The sequence below is a fragment of the Frankia sp. CcI156 genome, assembly GCF_001983015.1.
Classification (GTDB): domain Bacteria; phylum Actinomycetota; class Actinomycetes; order Frankiales; family Frankiaceae; genus Frankia; species Frankia casuarinae.
The window spans coordinates 22,250-43,476 of sequence record NZ_MOMD01000058.1; the positions used below are offsets into that span (position 1 = coordinate 22,250).

Annotated in this window: 23 protein-coding genes; 13 read left to right on the forward strand and 10 right to left on the reverse strand. The window is 69.6% G+C overall.

The genetic code is table 11. The annotated features are described in order from the left end of the window. Positions 1–67: 67 nt before the first annotated feature. The gene (locus CcI156_RS18990) at positions 68–1,306 is read right to left on the reverse strand and encodes a hypothetical protein (protein ID WP_076807257.1); all 1,239 of its coding nucleotides are present in this window, start codon (positions 1,304–1,306) and stop codon (positions 68–70) included. Further along, the gene (locus tag CcI156_RS18995) at positions 1,303–2,106 is read right to left on the reverse strand and encodes an SAM-dependent methyltransferase (protein ID WP_076807259.1); all 804 of its coding nucleotides are present in this window, start codon (positions 2,104–2,106) and stop codon (positions 1,303–1,305) included. The genes CcI156_RS18990 and CcI156_RS18995 overlap by 4 nt, the downstream gene beginning before the upstream one ends. A gap of 616 nt (positions 2,107–2,722) precedes the next feature. Between CcI156_RS18995 and CcI156_RS25880 the strand changes: the two genes are divergently transcribed. The 5 genes from CcI156_RS25880 to CcI156_RS19015 all read left to right on the forward strand — a co-directional run bounded on the left by CcI156_RS25880 (position 2,723) and on the right by CcI156_RS19015 (position 7,798). Beyond that, positions 2,723–4,252 carry a tetratricopeptide repeat protein gene (locus CcI156_RS25880; RefSeq protein WP_011436273.1) on the forward strand — a complete coding sequence of 510 codons (1,530 nt, stop codon included), beginning with the start codon at positions 2,723–2,725 and terminating at the stop codon, positions 4,250–4,252. Continuing rightward, positions 4,249–5,037, forward strand: coding sequence for a 5-formyltetrahydrofolate cyclo-ligase (locus CcI156_RS19005; protein WP_011436274.1), 789 nt, complete (start codon positions 4,249–4,251; stop codon positions 5,035–5,037). Before CcI156_RS25880 ends, CcI156_RS19005 begins: the two co-directional genes overlap by 4 nt. 600 nt (positions 5,038–5,637) lie before the next feature. Beyond that, positions 5,638–5,799 carry a DUF5679 domain-containing protein gene (locus CcI156_RS25885; RefSeq protein ID WP_162865199.1) on the forward strand — a complete coding sequence of 54 codons (162 nt, stop codon included), beginning with the start codon at positions 5,638–5,640 and terminating at the stop codon, positions 5,797–5,799. A 148-nt stretch (positions 5,800–5,947) separates the two neighbouring features. Then, positions 5,948–6,820, forward strand: coding sequence for an SAM-dependent methyltransferase (locus CcI156_RS19010; RefSeq protein ID WP_011436276.1), 873 nt, complete (start codon positions 5,948–5,950; stop codon positions 6,818–6,820). A gap of 48 nt (positions 6,821–6,868) precedes the next feature. Next, entirely contained in the window at positions 6,869–7,798 is a 930-nt protein-coding gene (locus tag CcI156_RS19015; RefSeq protein WP_076807261.1) for a thiopeptide-type bacteriocin biosynthesis protein, read from the forward strand. 290 nt (positions 7,799–8,088) lie between these two features. Here CcI156_RS19015 and CcI156_RS19020 read toward each other — a convergent pair whose 3' ends face one another. From CcI156_RS19020 to CcI156_RS19045, 7 genes are all read right to left on the reverse strand, one after another. Next, positions 8,089–8,679 (reverse strand): hypothetical protein, encoded by a 591-nt coding sequence (locus tag CcI156_RS19020; RefSeq protein WP_011436278.1) that lies wholly within the window; start codon positions 8,677–8,679, stop codon positions 8,089–8,091. A 20-nt stretch (positions 8,680–8,699) separates the two neighbouring features. Further along, the gene (locus CcI156_RS26320) at positions 8,700–9,056 is read right to left on the reverse strand and encodes a TIGR02391 family protein (protein ID WP_371681823.1); all 357 of its coding nucleotides are present in this window, start codon (positions 9,054–9,056) and stop codon (positions 8,700–8,702) included. Further along, positions 9,057–9,521 carry a hypothetical protein gene (locus CcI156_RS26325; RefSeq protein ID WP_217697722.1) on the reverse strand — a complete coding sequence of 155 codons (465 nt, stop codon included), beginning with the start codon at positions 9,519–9,521 and terminating at the stop codon, positions 9,057–9,059. It abuts the gene before it with no gap. Positions 9,522–9,602: 81 nt separating this feature from the next. Continuing rightward, positions 9,603–10,532: an endonuclease/exonuclease/phosphatase family protein gene (locus CcI156_RS19030; RefSeq protein ID WP_011436281.1), complete on the reverse strand. Its 930-nt coding sequence runs from the start codon at positions 10,530–10,532 to the stop codon at positions 9,603–9,605. 261 nt (positions 10,533–10,793) lie between these two features. Further along, positions 10,794–11,150, reverse strand: a complete 357-nt coding sequence (locus CcI156_RS25890) for a hypothetical protein (RefSeq protein WP_011436282.1) — start codon at positions 11,148–11,150, stop codon at positions 10,794–10,796. A 93-nt stretch (positions 11,151–11,243) separates the two neighbouring features. Continuing rightward, positions 11,244–11,777 (reverse strand): hypothetical protein, encoded by a 534-nt coding sequence (locus CcI156_RS19040; protein ID WP_139341547.1) that lies wholly within the window; start codon positions 11,775–11,777, stop codon positions 11,244–11,246. A gap of 261 nt (positions 11,778–12,038) precedes the next feature. Then, positions 12,039–13,175 carry a hypothetical protein gene (locus CcI156_RS19045; protein ID WP_076807266.1) on the reverse strand — a complete coding sequence of 379 codons (1,137 nt, stop codon included), beginning with the start codon at positions 13,173–13,175 and terminating at the stop codon, positions 12,039–12,041. Between the two features lie 178 nt (positions 13,176–13,353). Between CcI156_RS19045 and CcI156_RS19050 the strand changes: the two genes are divergently transcribed. Then, positions 13,354–13,794 (forward strand): hypothetical protein, encoded by a 441-nt coding sequence (locus CcI156_RS19050; protein ID WP_023841966.1) that lies wholly within the window; start codon positions 13,354–13,356, stop codon positions 13,792–13,794. Positions 13,795–14,349: 555 nt separating this feature from the next. Here the strand turns inward: CcI156_RS19050 and CcI156_RS19055 are convergent. Next, entirely contained in the window at positions 14,350–15,162 is an 813-nt protein-coding gene (locus CcI156_RS19055) for a hypothetical protein (protein WP_076807268.1), read from the reverse strand. Positions 15,163–15,828: 666 nt separating this feature from the next. Between CcI156_RS19055 and CcI156_RS19060 the strand changes: the two genes are divergently transcribed. The 7 genes from CcI156_RS19060 (at position 15,829) to CcI156_RS25895 (ending at position 21,046) form a co-directional block, all read left to right on the forward strand. After that, a complete protein-coding gene (locus CcI156_RS19060; protein WP_023841967.1) occupies positions 15,829–16,101 on the forward strand; it encodes a hypothetical protein in 273 nt (90 codons plus the stop codon). 120 nt (positions 16,102–16,221) lie between these two features. Next, positions 16,222–16,821, forward strand: coding sequence for an ATP-binding protein (locus CcI156_RS19065; RefSeq protein ID WP_254847516.1), 600 nt, complete (start codon positions 16,222–16,224; stop codon positions 16,819–16,821). Between the two features lie 111 nt (positions 16,822–16,932). Then, positions 16,933–17,796 (forward strand): GNAT family N-acetyltransferase, encoded by an 864-nt coding sequence (locus CcI156_RS19070; RefSeq protein WP_023841968.1) that lies wholly within the window; start codon positions 16,933–16,935, stop codon positions 17,794–17,796. Between the two features lie 169 nt (positions 17,797–17,965). Further along, entirely contained in the window at positions 17,966–19,036 is a 1,071-nt protein-coding gene (locus tag CcI156_RS19075; RefSeq protein WP_035733906.1) for a DUF4037 domain-containing protein, read from the forward strand. Between the two features lie 170 nt (positions 19,037–19,206). Next, positions 19,207–19,731, forward strand: a complete 525-nt coding sequence (locus tag CcI156_RS19080; protein ID WP_011436292.1) for a helix-turn-helix domain-containing protein — start codon at positions 19,207–19,209, stop codon at positions 19,729–19,731. Between the two features lie 5 nt (positions 19,732–19,736). Continuing rightward, entirely contained in the window at positions 19,737–20,336 is a 600-nt protein-coding gene (locus CcI156_RS19085; protein ID WP_076807271.1) for a PIN domain-containing protein, read from the forward strand. A gap of 539 nt (positions 20,337–20,875) precedes the next feature. Beyond that, complete coding sequence (locus CcI156_RS25895) at positions 20,876–21,046, forward strand: hypothetical protein (protein WP_023841971.1); 171 nt, start codon at positions 20,876–20,878, stop codon at positions 21,044–21,046. Positions 21,047–21,227 lie beyond the last annotated feature (181 nt).

The following is a 21,227-nucleotide window of genomic DNA, read 5'->3' on the forward strand; positions in this document are numbered from 1 at the left end:
CGGGGCGCGGTGCAGCGTCGTGACCATGAAGGTTCGCCTTCCGTGGGCGGGGTCCGCGACGGTGCATTCAGCGCCGCGCGGTCGTCGTGGCCCTCTCGACGTCGTCGTCGTCCGCCGGGCGGCCGGCGAGCGCGGCCAGGGTGGCGTTCAGCGCGGGCAGAGCGCCTCGCCGGCGCAGCTCACCGGTGAGGGTCTTGACGTCGGCCAGCGCCGGCAGCGGACGAGCCGCCAGCTGGCCGATGGCCKGGTCGAGGGGCAGCGCGGCGGGCAGTGTCAGGGCGGCGACGACCGTGTCGTAGACGGTGGCCGCCCAGGTCGTCATCACGAGGGTCAGCCAGCCGTTCCACTCGGCGCCATGGGCGGCCACCCGGCCAGCAAGGTACGCCTCGATACCCTCGACGAAGTCCGACCGCACCGTCGGTGGGCTGTCGAGGGCCAGCAGATGCAGGTGGCCAAGCAGGGTTCCGATGTCCGCGGGCTCTCCCCCCGGCCCCAGGTCAGGGGACACCAGCACCGGGCGGGACGAGGTTTCCGGGTACAGCACGTGGCGTGGTGTGAGCCCGCCGAACGCGATCCCGGTTCGGGTGACCAGCAACGGATCGAGCTGGGCGGCCAGCCGCGTGAGCCGTAGGGACAGGGTTCCCAGCAGCGCGCCCAGCTCGCCKGTCCCGGCTGGCTGCGCGGGAGCTGAATGAAGGTGATTCACCGAGTGGGCCAATGCCTGGGCGAGAATCCGAGGGTGCGTTCGCAGGGTCGTCGGCGCGGCCACCTGCCGCAGCTGCTCCGGTGGGTCGCGGTGCAGTTCACCCAGGTCGTCCATGAGCGTCGTCAGCAGGTGCGTGAGGGCCGCCGGGCGGTCCTGGAGCCTGCTGGTCAGGCTGGCGCCGGTCACCCACGGGGCGAACATCACCYCGCGTACCGTGGCGATCGGGCCGGCGACCCGCAGACCGCTGTAGGCGACGAGGGCGGTGAGCTGTTCGGCTTCCCGGGCGGTCGCGTCCTCCTGGGCCGTCGCGTCCGCGTCGCCCGCCTCGTCGCTCAGCACGGCGGCGAGGTCGCCGCAGTCGCCGAGCACCACGCCAGTGAGCGGTGTGCCCGCGGGGCGCAGCGTCGCGCACAGCGTCTCGGGACCGACGTGCACCTGGCGCAGGATCGCGCTGCCAGCCGTGAGCGTCGGTCCGAACGTCGTCTCGGTCCGCGGCCACAGCGCGGCGGTCGCGGCGGCGATCCGTCCCTCGGCGTGCTCCACCAGCCGGCGGACGTCGGCCGCAGGCCAGCAGGTCGAGCAGCCCGGCGGCGGGCTCATCGGATACGACCGACGCCGGCGTAGACCGGCAGCCGTCCGGCGGCCGTCGTCGCCCGGCGCTGCCGGTCGTCCTCCCAGCCCGGGAGCAGGACCACGCCGGGCTCGACCAGCTCGGTGCCGTCGAAGAACCCCGTCACCTGGTCCCGGTCGCGCAGCTGGAACGGCGCGGTCGTGCGCCGGTACACCTCGGCCGCGTCCGCGACGTCCCTGCCCTGCCCGTCGCCGGTGGCGTGGGTCAAGACCAGGTAACTGCCCGCCGGAAGGGCGTCGCGCAGAGAGGCGACCAGCCGTTGCGGGTCGGTGTCGTCGGGGAAGAAGTGCAGGATCGCCACGAGCAGGAGCCCGACCGGCTGGGACAGGTCCAGCAGGCCGRTGATCTCCGGGTGGGTCAGGATCTCCTCGGGCCGGGCCAAGTCGGCTTCCACCGCCAGCGCCTTTGGATTGGACGCGAGCAGGATCTGGCTGTGCGCGACCGCGACGGGGTCGTGGTCCACGTAGGCGACGCAGGCGTCCGGCGTGACCTGTTGGGCGACCTCGTGGACGTTGCCCATCGTCGGCATGCCGGAGCCAATGTCGAGGAACTGGCGAAGGCCGACCTCGCCGGCGAGAAAGCGGACTGCTTCACCGAGGAACAGACGGTTGACCCGGGTGGTGTCTCGGATCTGCGGCCACGTCTCGATGACCCGCGCCGCGGCTTCCCGATCGGCGGGGAAGTTGTGTGCCCCGCCGAGGAAGTAGTCGTAGACCCTGGCCACGTTCGGGCCCTCGGGCGCCGTTGGGGCGAACGTCTCCGGCTCCATCAGGACCGCCCCCGCGACGATCGTCCTGCTCCGACGAGGGCGCCCCTCGGCGATCGGCGCGGCCGTCCCGGTCTGTCGTCCGGTCCGGGGCTGGCCCCGAGACGGGGGTTACAGGGCGTCGCGCAGTCGATCCTCATCATGGGGGCGGCCCTCACTGACCGTAGGCATAGGGGAACCGTTACACCATCGTCCTGACGGCGACGGCCGGTCATTCCTGCGGCGACGAAGAAGCTGTTCGTCGAATCGAACCCCTGTTGACCTGGAGAAACTCTCATGGAGGCGGCCGTTGCTTCGAGCCAGCGGCGCCTCCTGGTACGCGAGATGTGATCGTCCGGTAACCAGGATCGTGTCGGCGGTCACACCGCCCGAGCGCGCCGACGCAGCGTGCCGGCCCCGCCCTGCGCCTGACTGCAACCGGCCGCGGTGGTGAACGCCCCGTGCTGCCGGTTCACGTGCACCGCGACAGTCGCCCAACTCGGCGAGACCACGCGCGACGGCCAGGCACCGACCAGGCCACGCCGCGGGCGACGTGACCGTACGGCTACCGTGAGACGGACTGATTGCTTTTGCGGGCTCTCCGCCGGGAGAGCCTGTCGCCGGCGAGGGGATATCCCGGATGTCCAGGCCCAAGGCCAGCCTGCGCGCCGAACAGGACGACCTGCGCAGTCGGATGCGGGATCGCGGGATGACGCATCAGGAGATCGCCGCGGAGTTCGCCCGCCGCTACCGGTTTCGCCCTCGGGCGGCGCATCGGCATGCGTTCGGCTGGACGTTGACACAGGCCGCGGACCGGATCAACGCCTACGCCGCCGAACACGGGCTCGACCCCACGGGCAAAGCACCGATGACCGAGCCGAAGCTGAGCGAGCTGGAGAACTTCCCCCGGTCACGCGTGCGCCGGCTCATGCCCCAGACCCTGGCCCTGCTCGCCGGCGTCTACGGCACCGATGTTCACACCCTGCTCGACCTCGACGACCACGACCATCTCAGCCCCTCAGATCGGCTTCTCCTTACCAGCATGGGCGCCTCCGCGCCGGCCCCGGCCCCGTCTGCGCCGCCAAGTCGGGCCCTGGCCGGAACGCCGCCCCTGGCCCGATCCGCAGCCGACCGTTCGCGGGACCGACCGGCTCGCGGCCCGGCCTTCGATCTTGTGACCTGGCCTGTCCTGGCAGTGGGTCAGCACGAGCCGGTCGAGGAGCGTCTCCGCCATGTCCGCGACCAGCCCCGATCCGTGGATCTGGTGACGATCGCGCTCCTGCGCCAGCGGGTCGAAGACCTCGATGCCCAGTACGACCGCACGCCGCCGACAGAGCTGCTGCCCGAGGCAGGCCAGCTGCTCACTCTCGTGAGCTATCTGCGTTCCCAGACACCGACGATGCGGCTGCGCCGGGAACTGCTGACCGCGGAAGCCGAGGCGGCGATCCTGATGGGCCAGCTTGTCTGGGATGCCTCCCAGCGACGCGACCACCGCCAGGCCCACACCTATCTGGACCGGGCCGCCGCCGCAGGCCGGGAGCTGCGCAATCCGATCGCGGAAGGACTCGCGCTGCTGCGCTCCACGATCGTCGCTCTGCACGGTGAGCGGGCCCCACAGACGGCGCTCGATCTCGCTCGCCGGTGCATGGCGGTGACCGAAGGCTCCAGCGACGTCCTCGCCGGGCTGGCCGCCCTGCACGCCGCCGAGGCGTACGCGATGCAACGCGACACCGCCGAGTGCGAACAGCTGCTCGGCCACGCCGAACACCTTCTGGGCAGGACCGACGCCGCGGACGAGGCGAGCTACCTGTACTCGCCCAGGCACATCCCCCGCATGGCCGGCTCCTGCTACCTCTTCCTCGGCCAGCCGAGGACGGCCGAGGAGCTCCTGGGACACGCCTACTCCCACCTTCACAACCCGGCCAAGGCCGAYGCGATCGTCCTGGGGAACCTYGCGCTCGCCCAGATCCGCCAAGGCAAACCCGACGAGGCCGCGCACGCTTTCAGCCAGGCCCTCGATGTGGTCACCCGCACGCGGGGCGGCGGCGGTATCACGATGGCGTTCACGATCAGCCGGGAACTGGGGCCCTGGCGCCATGTGCCGGCCGTCCGCGACGCCTGCGACCGTCTCCTCGATGTCATGGCGCCCCCAGTCCCTACAACCCCATGAACCGCGACGTCCACGACGCCAAACAGCAGGTCCGCGACCGGATCTGGGCCCTTCTGGAAGGCGAACAGGCCGCGCCACCGGGCGTCCATGGGTATATCCCCGCGTTCACCGGCGCCGAGGTCGCCGCCACGCGGCTGGCCGCCCTACCCGCGTGGACCTCGGCGCACGTCGTGAAGGCTGTGCCCGATCGGGCGCAGCAACCCGTCCGCGCCCACGCGCTGCGCGACGGCAAGACCGTCTACATGGCCGTGCCCAGACTGGCCGAGCCGCTGCCGTTCTACCGTCTCGACCCCGCCGTGCTGCCCCTGCCTCCCGAGCAGGCCGCCGACCGGCACGTCGCCGCCACCATCGCCGACCCGGTCGGCGTGGACGACATGGACCCCGTCGACATCGTCGTGTGCGGCAGCGTCGCGGTCAACCGAGCCGGCGTTCGGCTCGGGAAAGGCGCCGGCTACTCCGACCTCGAATTCGCGCTTCTCCAGGAAGCCGGGCTCATCCAGTCCACCACCATCATCGTCACCACGGTCCATGACCTTCAGGTCGTCGATGACGACCTCCCGGAAACCCGCCACGATTTCAGCGTCGACCTCATCGTCACCCCCACCCGCACCATCACCTGCGGGCCACCCCACCGCCCGGAGGGCCTCTACTGGCAGGATCTCGACGACGTCACCGTCAGCACGATCCCCGTCCTCGCCGCCCGACGAGCGGCCTGGCTGCGGTTCCCGGGGACTCCTACAGCGCCCGAGAACAATCAACCTCGTCGCCGCGCCGACGAACACTGACCCGCACGACACAATATTGCTGTTCAGCGTTCTTATTTGGCGCACGCACCGTGCGCTCTCCCCGGTGGCCGCTAGGCCCAGAGCATGCACCAACGTGGCCTATCTCGATCTTCGCAGGTCGGCGGTCTCGGGCGGCTAGGCCGCCGCGCCTCGTCGCGGAGTCTCAGGACACGGGCATGCCGGTGGGCGCGCCGCACCGCGCGGGATGCGTCCCTCGCGCGGGAGCGTTTCGCGCCAATCGGTGTGAAGAGGATGCGGCTCACCGACGGTCTCGGTGCAGGTCAGGCAGGGCGCGCGACCCCGAATCACCTCTTCGCTCCTCGGGGAATGACTCGCGCCCGGCTCCTTGAAACGCTAGCCCGCGTTCCGCCAGCCATCGAGCCGTGCCAGCGCTGGCACCCGACCGAGCCCACGACGATCAGCCCACTACCGACGCCATGGTCGGCTGCCACGCGGCCATCGACAGCGAGGCGTGACACAACGCAACGCTCGCAACAGCGCCAGTCCTTTGCTTCCAAATCCATCACCGTCACGAGCGTTATCAACCAGCCCGTCCAATCCGGCGACCACAACCGGGGGCGGACCCGGAAGGGAGTCCGAGTGTCCGACAGCACCTCCAGCTACGAGGGTTACTGCCTCAAATGCAAGGAGAAACGCCACTACACCGGCGAGGTCCGGATCAGCGAGTCCCGCCGGCGGATGGCCCGAGGCTCATGCCCTGTCTGCGGCTCGACGATCAACCGCATCCTCGGCAAAGCGTGACCCGCGCCAGGCATGTCCACCGTCGCCCGCCCCGCCGTTGACAAGGTCCGGTGGGGCAGGCGGACCTCCACGCAGCGCACCACCGTCTGCGGATCGTCGAAACCTTGCATGGACACAAGAAAAGCCCAAAGACTAGGGAACAGCGGAAGTGGCGTCAGTGACGGACGAGGACAGCACGGTCGGCGGCTGGAACTTTCAATCAGCGGCCAAGGAGACAGCTGCGACGACGGATCTCCGCACCGATGCACCCAACTCTGCGCGCATGTACGATTACTATTTGGGCGGTAAGGACAATTTTCCCGCCGACCGGGAAGCCGCCGAGCAGGTGCTGGCAGCATTTCCCCAGGCGTGGACGGTGGCCCATGAGAACCGGGGTTTTCTGCGGCGGGCGACGCGGTTCCTCGCCGCCGAGGCGGGGATACGCCAGTTTTTGGATATCGGCACTGGCATCCCGACCAGCCCGAACCTGCATGAGATAGCGCAGTCGGTAGCCCCCGATACCCGGGTCGTCTATGCGGACAATGATCCCGTCGTCCTGGCGCATGCCCGTGCCCTGCTGACCACCAGTCCGGAAGGCGCCACCGCCTACCTCGATGCCGACCTTCGGGACCCGGAGAAGATCCTTGGCTCGGCGGAGGTACGTGCCACTGTGGACCTGAGCCGGCAGGTCGGGCTGTCACTGATCGCGATCTTGCACTTCCTGCTCGACGACCACGACCCCTACGGCATCGTGAAGACGCTGCTGGACGCACTACCCGCTGGTAGCTTTCTGGCGCTCACGCACGCCACCGCCGACTTCGCGCCCGCCGAGGCGGACCGGGCCGCTGCCATCTACCGGGACCGCGGTATCCCTGCCCAGGCCCGCAGCCGAGCCGAGGTCGAGCGATTCTTCACGGGCCTTGATCTGGTCGATCCCGGGGTCGTCGTCGCACACCGCTGGCACCCCGACGCCCCCAACACCGCCGGTGATCCAACGGACGCGGAGGTGTCCTGCTACGCGGCCATCGCGCGCAAGCCGTAGGCCATCCGAACTGCGTCCGGTTCCAGGCGTGCCCACAGGGGATGACAGATGACAACGGCGAAACCGGCGACGACGCCTGCTGGCCAGGTCGCGGAGGCGGTGCGGRCCGTCCTCGCCGGAGAGRCTCTCCCCGAGGTCGCCGCCCGAACCGGTCTGTCGGCCGTGGATCTGCAAGCCGCCCTCGCGACTTACCACGCAGGCGGCAAAAGGGCGGTCGAGGCGCGATCCGCGGGCCGCTGGTACACCGTCCGCGTCGTCTTCGGCGACCGGACGCAGGCCGAGACGACGATGTCGACCATCGTGGCCCCGGTGCTCGACACGCTGTGCGCGAGTCGTCGGTCGGTCGGGTGGTGGTTTCGGCGGGAGCCTCGTGCCTGGCGGATCTACCTGCATAATCCCGACCTCGCCGCCGCTGGCCAGGCGATCCGTCGGCTGGGACGAACCGGAACTGTCGCCGCGACCGTTCCGGAGCCCTACGAACTGGACCCGCAGCCCTTCGGCGGACTTACCGGCGCCGCCATCGCCCAGGATCTCTTCGTCGTTGAGAGCCGAGCCGTCCTCGGCTACGCCCGCCTGGCCGATCCGCCGCTCGGCCGCCGCGAGCTGTCCGTCGCCGTCCTGGACACCCTGATGATCGCCGCCGGACTCGCCTGGCCCGCCCGCGGCGACGTCTACACCCGCCTCGCCGCGACCCATCCCAACGTCGACCCGACCGGCGCGCGCCGCCTCGGCGCGGAACTGCTCGCATCCCTGACCGACCCAGCCTCCGACCTGGCATTTGCGTCCGCCGCAGCGTGGACGGACGGCTGCGCCGACGCAGGCGAACGGCTCGCCGACGCCGCCGACAACAACCTGCTGACCCGCGGACTCGTTGATGTCCTGGCCACCATCGTCAACGCCCACTGGAACCGTCTCGGGGTGCCCGCAGCCACCCGGGCCGCATTCGCCCACGCGGTGACGCACCTCTACTCTCCTTAGGGATGTCGCCACCGAGATTGCCGATCGGTGGCGATTTGGCCACCGGAACGGATCGCGTCGCCAGAGTCGACAGGGCGAACGTCGAGGACCGCGCGAACCTGCGCCACCGTGCCACGAACGGACTGGTGTTTCCTGGACAAACGCCTCGCCGACCTCGAAGCGCAACTCCTCGGCTCCCACCGCGAGCCCCGCGAACGGACGCTGCGGGACGGGTGAGTGGACGACGAACCCCGCCTATCCTGCGGCGGGCGGTGCCGATCACCGGCCGCGATCTCTCACGCGGGTATGGATCAGGGCGCGAGCGTCCGTCCCCACAGGATGAGGCCGCCGGTGACCAGCCCGTCCTCCCGCGCGGTGGCCAGCTCGGTTGCGCGCCGCTGTTCGGCGTCGGGATCGCCGGAGGGGATGCGCAGGCCCAGGTGTGGGCCGTGTAGCACCAGAACCTCGCCGTAGTGGCGGGCCGCGGTGATCCAGTCGGCGGGGAGAGTGCACAACGCGTACACGAACAGGTTGCCGTCGGGCTGTTGGAGTTGGAGCCCACCGCCGTCGCGGGGCCATTCCCCGAGCAGCCATCCGTCCAGGTTGGGCAGTCGGTGYACGCCGAGGGGGCCGATGCGCTGCATGCCCTGTGCCAGCGCGAGTTCGGTCCACACCTCCTGTCGTGGCGTCGGGTTGTCGGGGTGGGTCCACAGCGCCTGGTGGCGTTCGATCAGRGCGACCGGGACTTGCGGCAGGTCGGGGCTGAACCGGGGGATGCCGAGGTCGTCTCGATCGAGGGCGGCGTGCCCGAAGCCCAGGGCAGGATCATCGAGGTAGGTGGGCCGGCCGAGGGCGGAGAAGTCGGCCAGGATTTCGTCGAGCTGCCGGTCGTTGATCTCCATGGGTCTCCCGTCGGGTTCGGTCATGGCCGCGACACCGTGGTAGCGCTGTCCAGGCGTCGGTGCAGGAGCGACAGCGTCGAGAACAGATCCAGGGCGTCGGGCTCGGTGATGGTCCATCCCGCCGTGGCCCGTGGCGTGTGGGCCGGAGGGTTACGGAACGTGCCGAACACCCCTTTGAGCAGGTTCGCGAACCCCGTGTGCTCGCTGATCTCTGTTTCAGTGCGGAAGGCGTTGATCCGCAGGGAACCGGTCTTGACCGCGAAGCAGTAGTCGACGAGGGCGGCGCCGTCGAGCTRCGAACCGCCGAGCTGCCGCAGCCGTTCCGCGAGTCCCTTCGTGGCCTCGAACACGGCGTGGAACAGCGACTTGCGAAGGATCTACTCCTCGCAGTACCGGGTGACCTCCGGGTGCACACCTCGGCGGGTGAGCTCGGTCCGTAGCCGTCCCGCCAACGCGGCCACCTCATCCAGGGTGGTCGCCCTCCGCGCCCGCGCCACCTTGCCCTCGTCGCTGACCCGGCATCCGACCAGAGCGAGAGGTTCGGCCAGACCATCGCGCAGAGCCTCGAACCGGGCCGGGTCCTCCAGGTAGCGGCCGGGCGCCATCGCCTCGGTGATTAACCCGATGATGCAGTTGCTCGCCTGATYGGCTTGCTGTTTGCTCATCAGCGCGGCCCACAGCCGGTCCCGTTTGCTGGCGCCCGGCTGGACATCGGCGATGCCGAGCATGCCGAGCAGCCGGTCGATCTCTCTACCGGTGAGTCCCGGCCGGTCCGTGCGGCCGAGGACGTCGCAGATCCCCTCGACGACCGCCGGCGGCCACATCGGGTACCGAGTCGTCATCGCCGCCCCCCGCATACCACCATTGGGGGATCATCCTCGCAGACCGTCAGGTCTCACTCGCCTGCCCTCGGTCGGTTCCTCTCACGAGGGAAGCTGCGGGTTGCTGCGCTGCGCCTGCGCGCCGAGAGCCGTGGTCTCGTAGGTGACTGTGACGGGCAGGTGATCTGAGGCGCTGCGCGCGAGCTCGGTCCGGGTGACCTCGACCGCGCGCAGGGCCGGGGCGATCTCGGCGGTTACGCGGATCGCGTCGATCCGCCGGTCTCCGAAGGTGTTGCCGGGCCAGTGCCCGACGGTGGCCTCCCACGGCCGATCCAGCACGACCGCGGCGTCCGCGAGCCCGCCCGCGTACAGCACCTCGCCCGGCTCCCGGTCGGCCCGGTGCCGCCGGCGGCCCCGCTCGTCGTAGCCCCACACCGTCTGGTAGATCAAATCCGCGTACCAGTCGCTGTCGGCATACGGGTCCGGGTCGTAGTAGGAGCCGTCCGGCCGCCGGTCGGCGCCGACGCAGTTCCAGTCCGCGCCGATCAGGCCGGGCGGGCTGCCCTCGGGTCGGGTCATCACCGCCACGACCCGCTCCATCTGGTCGGCCCGCATGTGCCGGCCGAACGGGGTCGCGTGGTGGCTCGCGTGCTGTATCTGCCGTCCGGCAATCTCGATTGTGATCTTCGCGAGGGCGTGCCAGAAGTCCGCCGCCCCGTATGTGCGGAACGACCCCGGGACCACGCTCAGCCCCGGCCGCCATAGCAGGCCGACGTGGAAGCGCTGCCGGCCGGCGGCGATCGCGGGCCGGTTCGGCTCGTAGGTGCACTCCATCCCGGCGTCGTCGGCGAGGGTCCGCAGCCGCCCCGCGGCGACCTCGACATCGGGGGCGATGATCTCTTGGACCGCAACCACGTCCGCGTCCAGACCGCGGATCACCTCGACAACTCGCCGGTAACGCTCCCGCTCGTCCGGACTGTCGGACGCGAAGAGGTCGAGGGTGTTGTACGTCGCGAACCGAACCTGGGCCATGTGACGATTTCCCTTCCATGCGGGTCCGCGACGATGCGTCGCGGAAGGTCCGTGAGCGGCATGACGGGCCGGCCACCCGCTTTTCACCAGCCGACAAGTCCCAATATTTGATCATGTCTGCTGTCGCACGCCCGCCGTCGGCGCGCGAGCATGGACAGGAGCGTCCCGATGTGAGCAGGACGGGTGATGCCGATGAGGGACGAGAAGACGCGGCGGCGCCGTGACGTCCGCGACGCCGAGTACCGGGCCGCTCTCGGCCTGTCAGCCGACGGCCCGTTGCCGGCGAGCCTGGGTACGGTCGGTGGCTCCCGCGGCGGTGGTCATGCTGGCCGGATCAACCAGACGACCGCCGGACGGCCAGCTGGTTGGCGTCATCCCACCCGGTCGGCGCGGAGACGCCGGGGCAGGCACGGAGGTGAGCACGATGGGCAGCAGCGGTAGCAGGTCTGGACGGAGTACGACGAGCAGCGCGAGGTCGTCACGGTCGACGCCGATGACGGGCAAAGCGGCGTCGCGGGTGCAGTCGGCCGCGGCCCGCAGCCCCTCGGGCAGGTCGGCCCGGACCGGGTTCGCGCCGCGAGCGCAGTCCGCAGCCGCACGGACCCCAGGCCCGGCCAAGCCCCGATAGCCCACCGGGTCAGTGGACGCGGCGATGCGGGTCCGCGCGCTCGTCGCCTTGGGAGGGTCGAACCGCGGGACCGCGCACGCAGGTCAACCGTCCGCAGGTCCGATATCCGGTGTCCAGACCTGCTGTGTGGTGATGCGGTGAGTCTCCAGGACGGCGACGACGTCCGCGGACGTCAGATGTCGTCGCGTGAGCAGCAGCCGGGCCGTCTGCCCCACAGCCGCCCAGAGCCCCGGGTCGCCGAGCAGCCGGGACGCGTCGAGGTGAGCACRCTGGAGATCAATGATGAATCCCTGCGCGGCGAGCCGCTCGGCCTCGGCCCGGTCCGCGCCGCCCCCAATGGCCCTTACACAGCGGTGCAGCTCAGGGTGACCGTAGCCAGCGGCGCACAGCCACTGTGACTGCCCGACGGCACCCGCGGCGAGCCAGACCGCGAAAAGCTGAGCGTCGCCGGGCCCGGTAAACGACACGACGCCGCCAATGCGGACGGACCTGTCACTCTCCAAGGTCGCGTGCAGGAGCGGCAGGCCGACGGCGGTCCCGACCACGGCGTGGGACGCCTCATGCACCGCACCGGCCTGCCAGTAGACATCGTCGGCGAGACGGCTGGTGCACCACACCGCCTCCGGTTCCTCGGCACCCGTCGGCGTCGGAGTCCACGGTCCCAAGAACTGGCCGTGTACTGCCCTGTGTGTCGCGTCGTCGCGCTCACGCCAGCCAGYATCGCCCTCGCTGGTGCCAGCCACGGTGCCCACCCGGCCAGCTCCGTCACCCGCCATGCAGCGACCCCCGACCCGGCGGCCCCGCCTGCGGGCCGCAGCCGACCATCCGCCGTGCCGACCTGCCGCAYGTTCCTACTGCTCCGTCCGCGGGTCGCATGGTCAGGGCGCGAGCTGCCGTGCGGCGCGCAGGACCGCGGCGATGACGAGCGCGGACGCCAGGAGGCTCGCGGTGAGCAGTGCCCCTCGCCCGATCGCGTCGCCCAGGTCAGAGGTCACCGCCAGGCCCACGGTCACCGCGCCCCCGATCKGGACAGCAACCCCGGCCGCGGCCAGCGGGAGCACCCACCGCGGTGCCGGGCGCCGACCGGGCGCTGTCCACCGCTGACTCCCCTCCATCATCGTCATGATCAGATCGCGTTCGCGTAGGTACCGCTCCTGGAGGTGTTCGTGCGCGTTGCGGGCCCCCTGCGCGGGCAGGCAGGTCAGCGCCGTCTCGATCGAGGTCAACGCGGCATCGAGGTCGCGGCATCGACGCTCGCCGCGGGCCCGCCGGTACCACCACAGGTGCGCCTGTGGAGTCGCGGCCACGGTGTCGGTCGCGTAGCGGCGYAGCAGTTCACCTTGGCCCTCGAAGGGGCCGGCGACGTCGAGCCCGTGCAGGCAGATGTCGGTGACCTCACGGCTACGCGGCTCGGCCGTCCATGCGGCCTCTACCAGCGCCACCCCCCGCGACGTGTCCCTCATACCGCATGCGGCGAACGCACTCAGCGCGGTGAACAGCGGGCCGTCGCGGTGCGGGCCGGACGCCCGCGCCAGCATGGACGACGACACGAACCGGTCCAACGCCTCGAACCAGAAATCGGCGCGGAGCTTCCCTGCGTGGTAAAGCGCGGCGAAATAGGCCACCTCAGCGGAGCCGGCGCTGTCGCGCACGATCCTGCCTGTGGCTGTGGTGACGTCCGCCGCGGGCTCGACGGTGTCCCGGGTGATGAACGCGTAGCCCAACGCCCATTTCTCGACGATCTCCGTTCGGACCGCTTGATCTTGGCAGTGGTCGATCAGCCAGCGGGCGCAGCGGGCCGCGACCTCGACGGTCGGCTCCGCCAGGAAACGGCGCCGCCAGTAGCGGTCGGCACAGCCGAGCCAGGGATCGGTGGCGAAGTCCGCCGACGGGATGTCGAACGGAGGTTCGGTGCCTGCATCGATGTACTCGCCCGCGACCGCTTCGCAGACCTGGCCGAACTCCCGGCTCACGCCGACCGACTGTCGCAGTCGGGACAACGGGTCATCGGTCATGGGCCCGAGTCTGGCACCGCGTCACATCGACCGCTCCGCAAATTTGCATCCCGCCACGCGGGCGGGATACGAGCTCGTCCCGAGGACCGGGGATTCGGCACCCAGCCACCGATCCCACTCCTGGGGATCGCCCGTCAACGGTATCGTCACAGGTGTGACCTCGGCTTATCAACGGACTGTGACCGCTACCGAGGCAGGGCCGATCCGGCTCTTCTTGGCTGCGGCTGGCACGAACGTCGCCCTCGTCGGTGACGGCGACGCCGACCGCGCACAGATCACCCTCTCGGCAGCCACGGCCACGGACACCGACCGCTACCTCGACACAGCCTCGGTCGTCGACAACGGGACGGAAATCCGCATCGGGGTCGCGCTCGAACCCGTACCCGGCAATCGCGGCGTCCGCAACTACGTCGGCGGCGGCACCGTCGACGGGTCGATCATCCAAGCCGGTAACATTCACGGCGGCATCACGTTCAACGGCGGCGCCCTGCGCATCGAGACCGGCGCCAACCCGTCGGTGGAGATCGCCGCTGTCCTGCCGGCCGGCTCTACCGTTCAGCTCCGCGGTCAGCCAGCCTCGTTGCGGACCACAGGCAGGCTCACCATCAGCCAAGTGTAGCTACTTCTTCACCTGGTAGCCGCCCGGAGTCACAAGGGGGGGCGAGAAAGCGAGCAGGGCCGTGTACCGCTCGTTCCGCCGCTCCCGATCGTTAGTACCGGGCCTCCCGGCCGACGGTCGCGGCTCTCGATATGTGTGCCGCCCTGTGAGCGGACCCACCACCGCTACCGAGGATGACGACGCCTGAAAATGATCAGCCTCGTCGTCGCGCTGACCAACGCGACGAGAAACAGCAGACTCCCGCCGAGAGCCGCCTGCATCCCCAGACGGGCCGCAAATCCAGTCCATCGGGGGCGCCCAATCTCCCACAAGAATCACCAGGACGCCTTCGAGCACGACAACGAGCAACACAATGCCCAGCAGCGCGCCGGGGTCCTGGAGTCGACACTGGAGATGGCGTACCGCCGCCCTGTCCTGGTCTGCCGCGGACCCGACGCGGTGGATTTCCGCGATGATCCGCGCCGGTCGTGGGCCCGTTGTCCTCGGCCGCGATCCCGCGCCCACCGAGATCACGATGCTCTCGCGGTGAACGCGGGATCGGCGCCTGTCCGTCGATCACATGGCCGGTTGGGGCATACCGTCGAGGTGGCTGGAGATGCTTTCGATCTGGGTGTGGATGTCGGTGCGTAGCTGCGCGACCAGTTTGCGCGCGGTGGGAGTACCGACATGAAGGCGCTTGCGCAGCGTTTCCGCGGAGATCGGGCGCTGGTACTGCTGCCAGTGCAGCACGTCCTCGGCCCGAGCCCGATGCAGCAGGTCCTGATCGCGCGCCTTGCGACCAACCTGAGACGGCCCCGTTCGCGCCGGCCGCATCTCGGTGGTGGCAGGCCGTTCTGGCTGCGCGTGCGGTTCGGCTGCCACGAGACCGTGCGCGCCACCGCCCGCGGGTGCACCTTCCGGCAGGCCATCAGACGGGGTTGGGCGCATGGCCTGAAGTAGTCCCGGGCCCACTTCCGACCATCCGATAAGCAAAAGCGGACCAACCGCATCAAATGCCGCTTTGCCGTAGTCCCCGGCGATCAGGGGTTCCGCGATGTTGAGCGCTAGCGTTACAGTGCTAGCGAAGATGAGCATGCGCCGTGCCGCTCGCAGCACATCCACGGGCCCGCCATGGAGGGCGACGTGCCGCGTGCCGAGCAAAAGCGCGACCACCGACAGATCCACGGCCGRGGCAACCAACGGCGCCACCCAGATCGGGACGCCAAGACGCAAGCCAAGGGCAAGTACATTGCCGAAGCCGAACAGGAACGTCAACCCGACAACGATCCCGACGATGACCGTCACCAGACGGGCCGGAGTCTCCGGAACCGCCAGGTCTACGGAACGCCTGTTCGATTCGGTAGATGATGTTACGGTCGGCGCGGTCACTGGRCATCGTCCCTGGTCAGGGCCCGGGTAGCGACCGGCCGGACAGTGATTTCAGGGCCAGCAACCAAGATCGATCGGTTCGGATGCTGGTACACATGGTCCACCAGTTTTTTGATCATGCATCCGACCTGGACGAATGCGGTTTGCGATCTATCACTTTGAGGTCCGGCTCTGTGGAACGGTGCTGGTCAGGACCTCGGCCGCTGGTTCGAGCCCCGGCTGGACGACCACTTTGCCGCCGTGCGAACCGCGTCCGCCTCGTCGAGGTACTGCGTAGCGGCGACTTCCGGCGACGACACCCGTCGTCGCCACCGGCAGCGACCGGGTCAGCACCAAGAACGTGCGGGGCAATCTGTTCGCCGAGGGCCTGGACAGGGATGAAGGGGACAGTCACGTCCAGATGCCGTCCGCCATTGTCGTGGCCCCGGACCCGGACCGGACCCCCGGCGCCGCCGTATTGGGTGAGCCGGCAGGGACCGTGAGCCGGCAGGACAATGTACATGGCCCTGACCGCTTCGTGTCTGTGGCCTCTCTCGTGGACGTCCTCGATTCGGCGGCGGAGATCATGTCTGACACCTCCCGCGCACACTTCTTCGGCAACCTCGACGAACTGGTGGCCACCTCGCGGCTGGTGGTGGACCGCCGGCCGGCAGCAGGCACCCGCGGGTGCCGCGGGCCGTGTACCCCGTCGACTACGGCTACTTGGAGGGCACCGTGGCCGCGGACGGCGGCGGTATGGACGTCTTCCGCGGCAGCGCCGCCGGCGCCGGTGTGGTGGGATTCTTCGTGACGGCGGATCCGGGCAAGCGCGACGTGGAGGTCAAGGTACTGATCGACTGCACCGCCGACGAGGTCGAGCGTGTGCGGCGGCTGCTCGACGACGTCCTGGGGATCGGCGGCCTGCTCGTGCCGCGGTGCACGGAGACCGCCACTACATGAGAGCCACACAGGCTGGCCGAGCCCCCGGGCCGTTCACATTCGCTGTGTCAAACTGCGGGCGGCCGTCGTGGCGTGTGGCGGGCGATGTTGGTCTGCCCGTGCCTGACTATTCTTCGGCTGGTGCCGACCCTCATCTGGATCAACGGTCCGAACGCCGTCGGGAAGACCCAGGTCGCCCACAACCTGCACCGCAGACTGCCCGGAAGCTTCATCAGTGACCCCGAGCACCTCGGCTTCGCGATGCGCCGGATGCTCCCGAAGCCCCGGCGCATGGACTTCCGCGACGTCCCCCTGTGGCGCCAGGCGGTCAGCGAAATGCTCCACCTTGCTCTCCAAGGGCCCGAGGACCCGGTGATCGCGCCGATGACCATCCTCGACCCCGGCCTGCTCGGCGAGCTGACGGCCTCGGCCCGCGCCGCCGGGCACCGCGTCGAGCACGTCACGCTGCTTGCCGACCGCACGACGATGATCCGCCGCATCCACCGACGCGGTGAGACGTCCCGCAGTTTCAGCGCCCGCCAGCTCGACCGTGCCCTCGACGTCCTGCGGRCTCCCGAGTTCGCTCGTCATCTCCCCACCGACACCCTGTCGATCTCCGCCGTGGCGGATGACGTCGCAAGCCACACGGGGTTCACGCTCAGCCCTGACACATCAGGGCGACTCGTGCGACAGGGACGCCAACTCGCCGTCCAGCTCCGCCACATCCGCCTTAACGCTTGAAGATCACTCGACTATCGGCAGCCATGCCGCCGCAAGCGCGTCAGAGCCGCTGGCCCGACGGCTCGCGAAAAACCGGGTGCGCAGACGTGGCACCAGCAGGGACCATGGGGCGTGGCCTGGTTCATGACCGGAAGCATTGAGGAGTTTCTCGCGGTGGCGGGCGAGTTTCTGATGTCCCAGCTGGCCGAGAACACCGTGTTGGTCACCGTCGCCGAGACGCTCCAAGCGCGTGGCATGGCGGCATTCGGGGATGCGGCTCCCCTGTTCGGTTGGTGGCTGGAGGCTGGCGGACCCATCGAGAGCGCATTCGTGCATACCCCACCGAATTCCGTCCTTCTGACGACCGTTCCGCCGCGGGCAGTCGAGTCGCTGGTCGCGTCCTGGCCGCGCGGAAGGCCGCTGTCCGGGGTAAATGCGCCAGCGCAGGTGGCCAGCGCATTTGCCTCGTCCTGGCACCAGGGGACAGCTGCCGCGCCATCTCTTCATCGCCGGGAGCGTTTGTATCGGCTCGGAGACCTCGCAGCGCCCCAGCCAAAGCCCGCAGGTCGTCCTCGTGCGGCCGAGGCAACCGACAAGGACCTGCTCGTGGCCTGGGTCACGGCGTTCCAAGAAGAGACCGGTGCGGCCGCCGGCAACGCCCCGAGGCGGGTCGATGACCGTCTCAGCTATGGCGGCTTCACCCTGTGGGAGGTCGACGGTGCGCCGGTGTCGGTGGCCGGAATTACCCGGCCGGTAGGCGGGATGATCCGCATCGGGCCGGTATATACCCCGCCGGGCTTCTGGCGAAGAGGCTACGCCGGGGCGGTGACAGCGGCGGTGAGCCAGACCGCGCTGGAAGCGGGAGCGCGCGAGGTCCTGTTGTTCACCGATCTGGCCAATCCGACCAGCAACAGCGTGTATCAGCGGCTCGGCTTCGAACCTGTCGAAGACCGCGTCGTGCTGCTGTACGAGCGCACGCCCACGCCTTCGATCTGACCGGAAAAGCGATCCAGACAGCGATGCCGCGCACTGAGTCAACCTCCCCTGGAGAGCGGTGGTTCTTCTCGCGGCGTGACTGGCGGTCGGATCGGCAACCCAGCACAGCCGCGGTCTCGGACCAGCCATGTGACGATCGGAGCCCACCGTCGCCCCTACGATCAGAGCCGTGTCCGGTCGCGATCTTTGCCGACGGTTCTACGAACAGGCAGTTCGGCCGCTGATCCCTGGCGTGCCCCACGCTGCCGCGTTGCTCGGTGAGGGTTCCGAGGTACTCGGCTTCGACGACGAGGTCTCCACGGACCACGATTTCGGCCCCCGCGTGCAGCTGTTTGTCCCGCCAGGTCTCGATACCACGCCGATCGAGATCGCCATGGAGAGGCTGCCAGCGCGGTTCGACGGTTTCCCGGTTGTCTATCCCGACGGGGACCGATACGACGGCTGGCCACATCACCAGGTGGAGGTGACCACTGCGCGGGTGTTCTTCGTCGACCGGCTCGGCGTCGACCCGGCCGACGGGATGGATCTGGCGGACTGGCTGCTGGCCCCGACCCAGATCCTGGCCAGTCTCACAGCCGGTGTGGTCCTGCACGACCCGCTCGATCTGCTCACCGCGCGGCGCCGGGCGCTGGCCTGGTACCCAGACGACGTCTGGCGCTACGTCCTGGCAGCCGGCTGGCTGCGGGTCAGCCAGGAAGAACCGTTCATCGGCCGCACCGGCAGCCGGGGCGACGACCTCGGCTCGCGCATACTCGCCGCCCGCCTGGCCCGTGACCTCGTCCGGATCGGCTTTCTCCTCGAATGCCGCTGGGCCCCGTACAGCAAATGGCTGATGACCGCGTTCGGGCAGTTGACCCTCGCGGACCAGGTCGGCGAGCACCTGGGCCGCGCGCTCGATGCGCCGCGGTGGCGGGACCGCGAAGCAGCGCTGTGCGCCGCGGCCAGTCACCTCGCCACCGCCACCAACCGGCTCGGTCTGGCCGAGCCCGTCGACCCCGCGCCGCGACGCTTTCACTCCCGAAACATCCAGGTACTCGACGCGCAACGCCTCACCCGCGTGCTGACCGACGCGATCAGCGATCCGGGGCTGCGGGCCCTCCTCACCCGGCTCGGACACCAACCCGACGGCCCGCTTGGCCATCTCCCCGGCGCGATCGACCAGGCTACCGACAGCGTCGAAATCCTCACTCAACCGAACCGCCGCCGCGACTACGCAGCCCTCCTTGGCCTCTGGTCCTGAATGTTCCGGAGCACTGATCCGACGGCGCGCGGACGTCGGGGTGCCTCGTTCGAGCTGGGGATGGGCGCGGTGGCCGTCGGTGGATAGCTACCAGCGCATGGTCGGCGTAGAATCGAGCGAAACGAGCATGCCGATCGCCCCGATCGCCCCGATCGTCCTGGAGGCCGTTCATGACCTCACCCACCCGACCCGAACCGCTCCACGACGAGACGTACCTGCCAGGCGAGGACACCGGTGAGATCATCGACTTCCTGGCCGCGCTTCGCGACCGCGGCCGGCAGACCGCCGACCCGCGACCTCGGCTCACCGGCCCGGACGGGCACAGCGTCGAGCTTCCCGAGCCGATGTTCAATGTCCTTCTGCAGGTCGCCGCGGCGATGAAGGCGGGCCTAGCCGTCACGGTGGCGCCGCACCATCTGACGATGTCCACCCAGGAAGCCGCGGACCTGCTCCGTATCTCCCGCACCACCCTGGTTCGGCTGCTGGAGAGCGGCGCCATCCCGTTCGAGAAGCCCAGCCGCCACCGCAAGGTCCGCCTCGACGACCTCCTGGAGTACCGCCGACGCCAACGCCACGCCGCCGACCTCGCCTTCGCCGACATGGTCGCCGATACCGAGCGTCTCGGCCTCTACGACGTCAGCCCCGACGAGACCCGGGCGGCACTGAAAGCCGCACGCAAGAAGACCGAAGGCTGACCKGGATGTTCTCAGCGCTACTCGACACCTGCGTCCTCGTGCCCAGCAGGGCGCGCGACATGCTGCTTGAGATCGCCAGCACCGGTGCCTACCGGCCGCTCTGGTCGAGCGAGATCCTGGACGAGCTCGAACGGACCCTGCGCACGCTGCTCGCCAAGCGTGGCGTGTCACCAGAAGAAGCCGATGCCTACCTCACCCGCCTCTTCCGGCAGATGAAGACCACCTTCCCGGACGCCCCCGTGACCGGCTGGGAACGGCTCGTGCCGACCATCGAACTCCCTGACCCCGACGACCGGCACGTCGTCRCCGCCGCCATGGCCGGCCGAGCCGACGTGATCGTTACCGACAACCTCACGGACTTTCCACCCGCCGCGCTTCCCATGCCCCTGACTCGCCAGTCCCTCGACGACTTCTTCCTTGACGAACTCGACCTCCACCCGGACCTCGTCGTCAAGGCCGTTCGTGCCATCGCCGCCCGGACCGGCAGATCCGGCCCCACGCTGACCGCCTACGACATCGCTACCTACCTGCGTGCCCACGGCGCCCCGGCATTCGGCGCACGCCTTCTCGTTGCACTCGATCAGACGGCAAGACCGGCTCCGTAGCGACGTGGCCCGGGCTCAGCGCATGTCTGGTCGCTCGCCCGCACCACAACCCCCGCAATGACGGTCAGCAGACGGGCGGAAGTGCCAGGAACCACCAGGTCTGCGGAACGCACGTTCGAACCGGTTGTCGATGTTGCCGGTCGGACGGTCACTGGGAATCGGCCCTGGTCAGCGCCCGAGTGCCGACCGGCCGGATGGCGATTTCAGGGCCTACAACCAAGATCAGTCGATTCGGATGCTGGTGCACATGGTCCACCACGCAGAGTAAATAGCCTCCGACCCGGCTAGATAGCTTTGACCTATGAATCGAGCCTGGCTGTCTGCGTCCATCGCCACAGGTAGTCATGCATGAGCGGCTGGTTCGCGCAATGCCGGGACTCCTACGCCGACCGGCTCATGCGGTCACTCTCGGCGTCCGGCACGGATCGCCGCGCCCGAGACGCAGCCGTCCGGTGTCCTGTGCCGGGTTGCCGTTCTGGCGGCGAAGGCCAGCCGGTCAGGTGGCGCGGCCAGCGGCGGGAGCTGAGGCCGGGCTGAGCATGGCGGCCAGCGCTGCCATCGCATCGGGAATGGACCTCTCCGCCCCCAGCGAGGGCGCCGACAAGCTGCTCGCGACCCTCGACGTCCGACCCGTCAGCGACTGGCGCGATGTCGAGGGTGGCCTGTTCGCCGTCGTCGACGAGACCGCGGCGGTGCCGACCGCCGGCTGACCCCTCCGAGACCACGAGCGCCCCGGCCTGGGTCCAGGCCGGGGTTTCTCTTTGCCCGGACAAGGTGGGGGCGGCGCGCGCGACCAGGCGGCGCGCGCGACCAGGCGGCGCGCGGCGGGCACGCAGTGGATCGCGACCTGCGGTTTCGTCGGGAACCGGTAGTTCTTGGACGGTGCCGCCA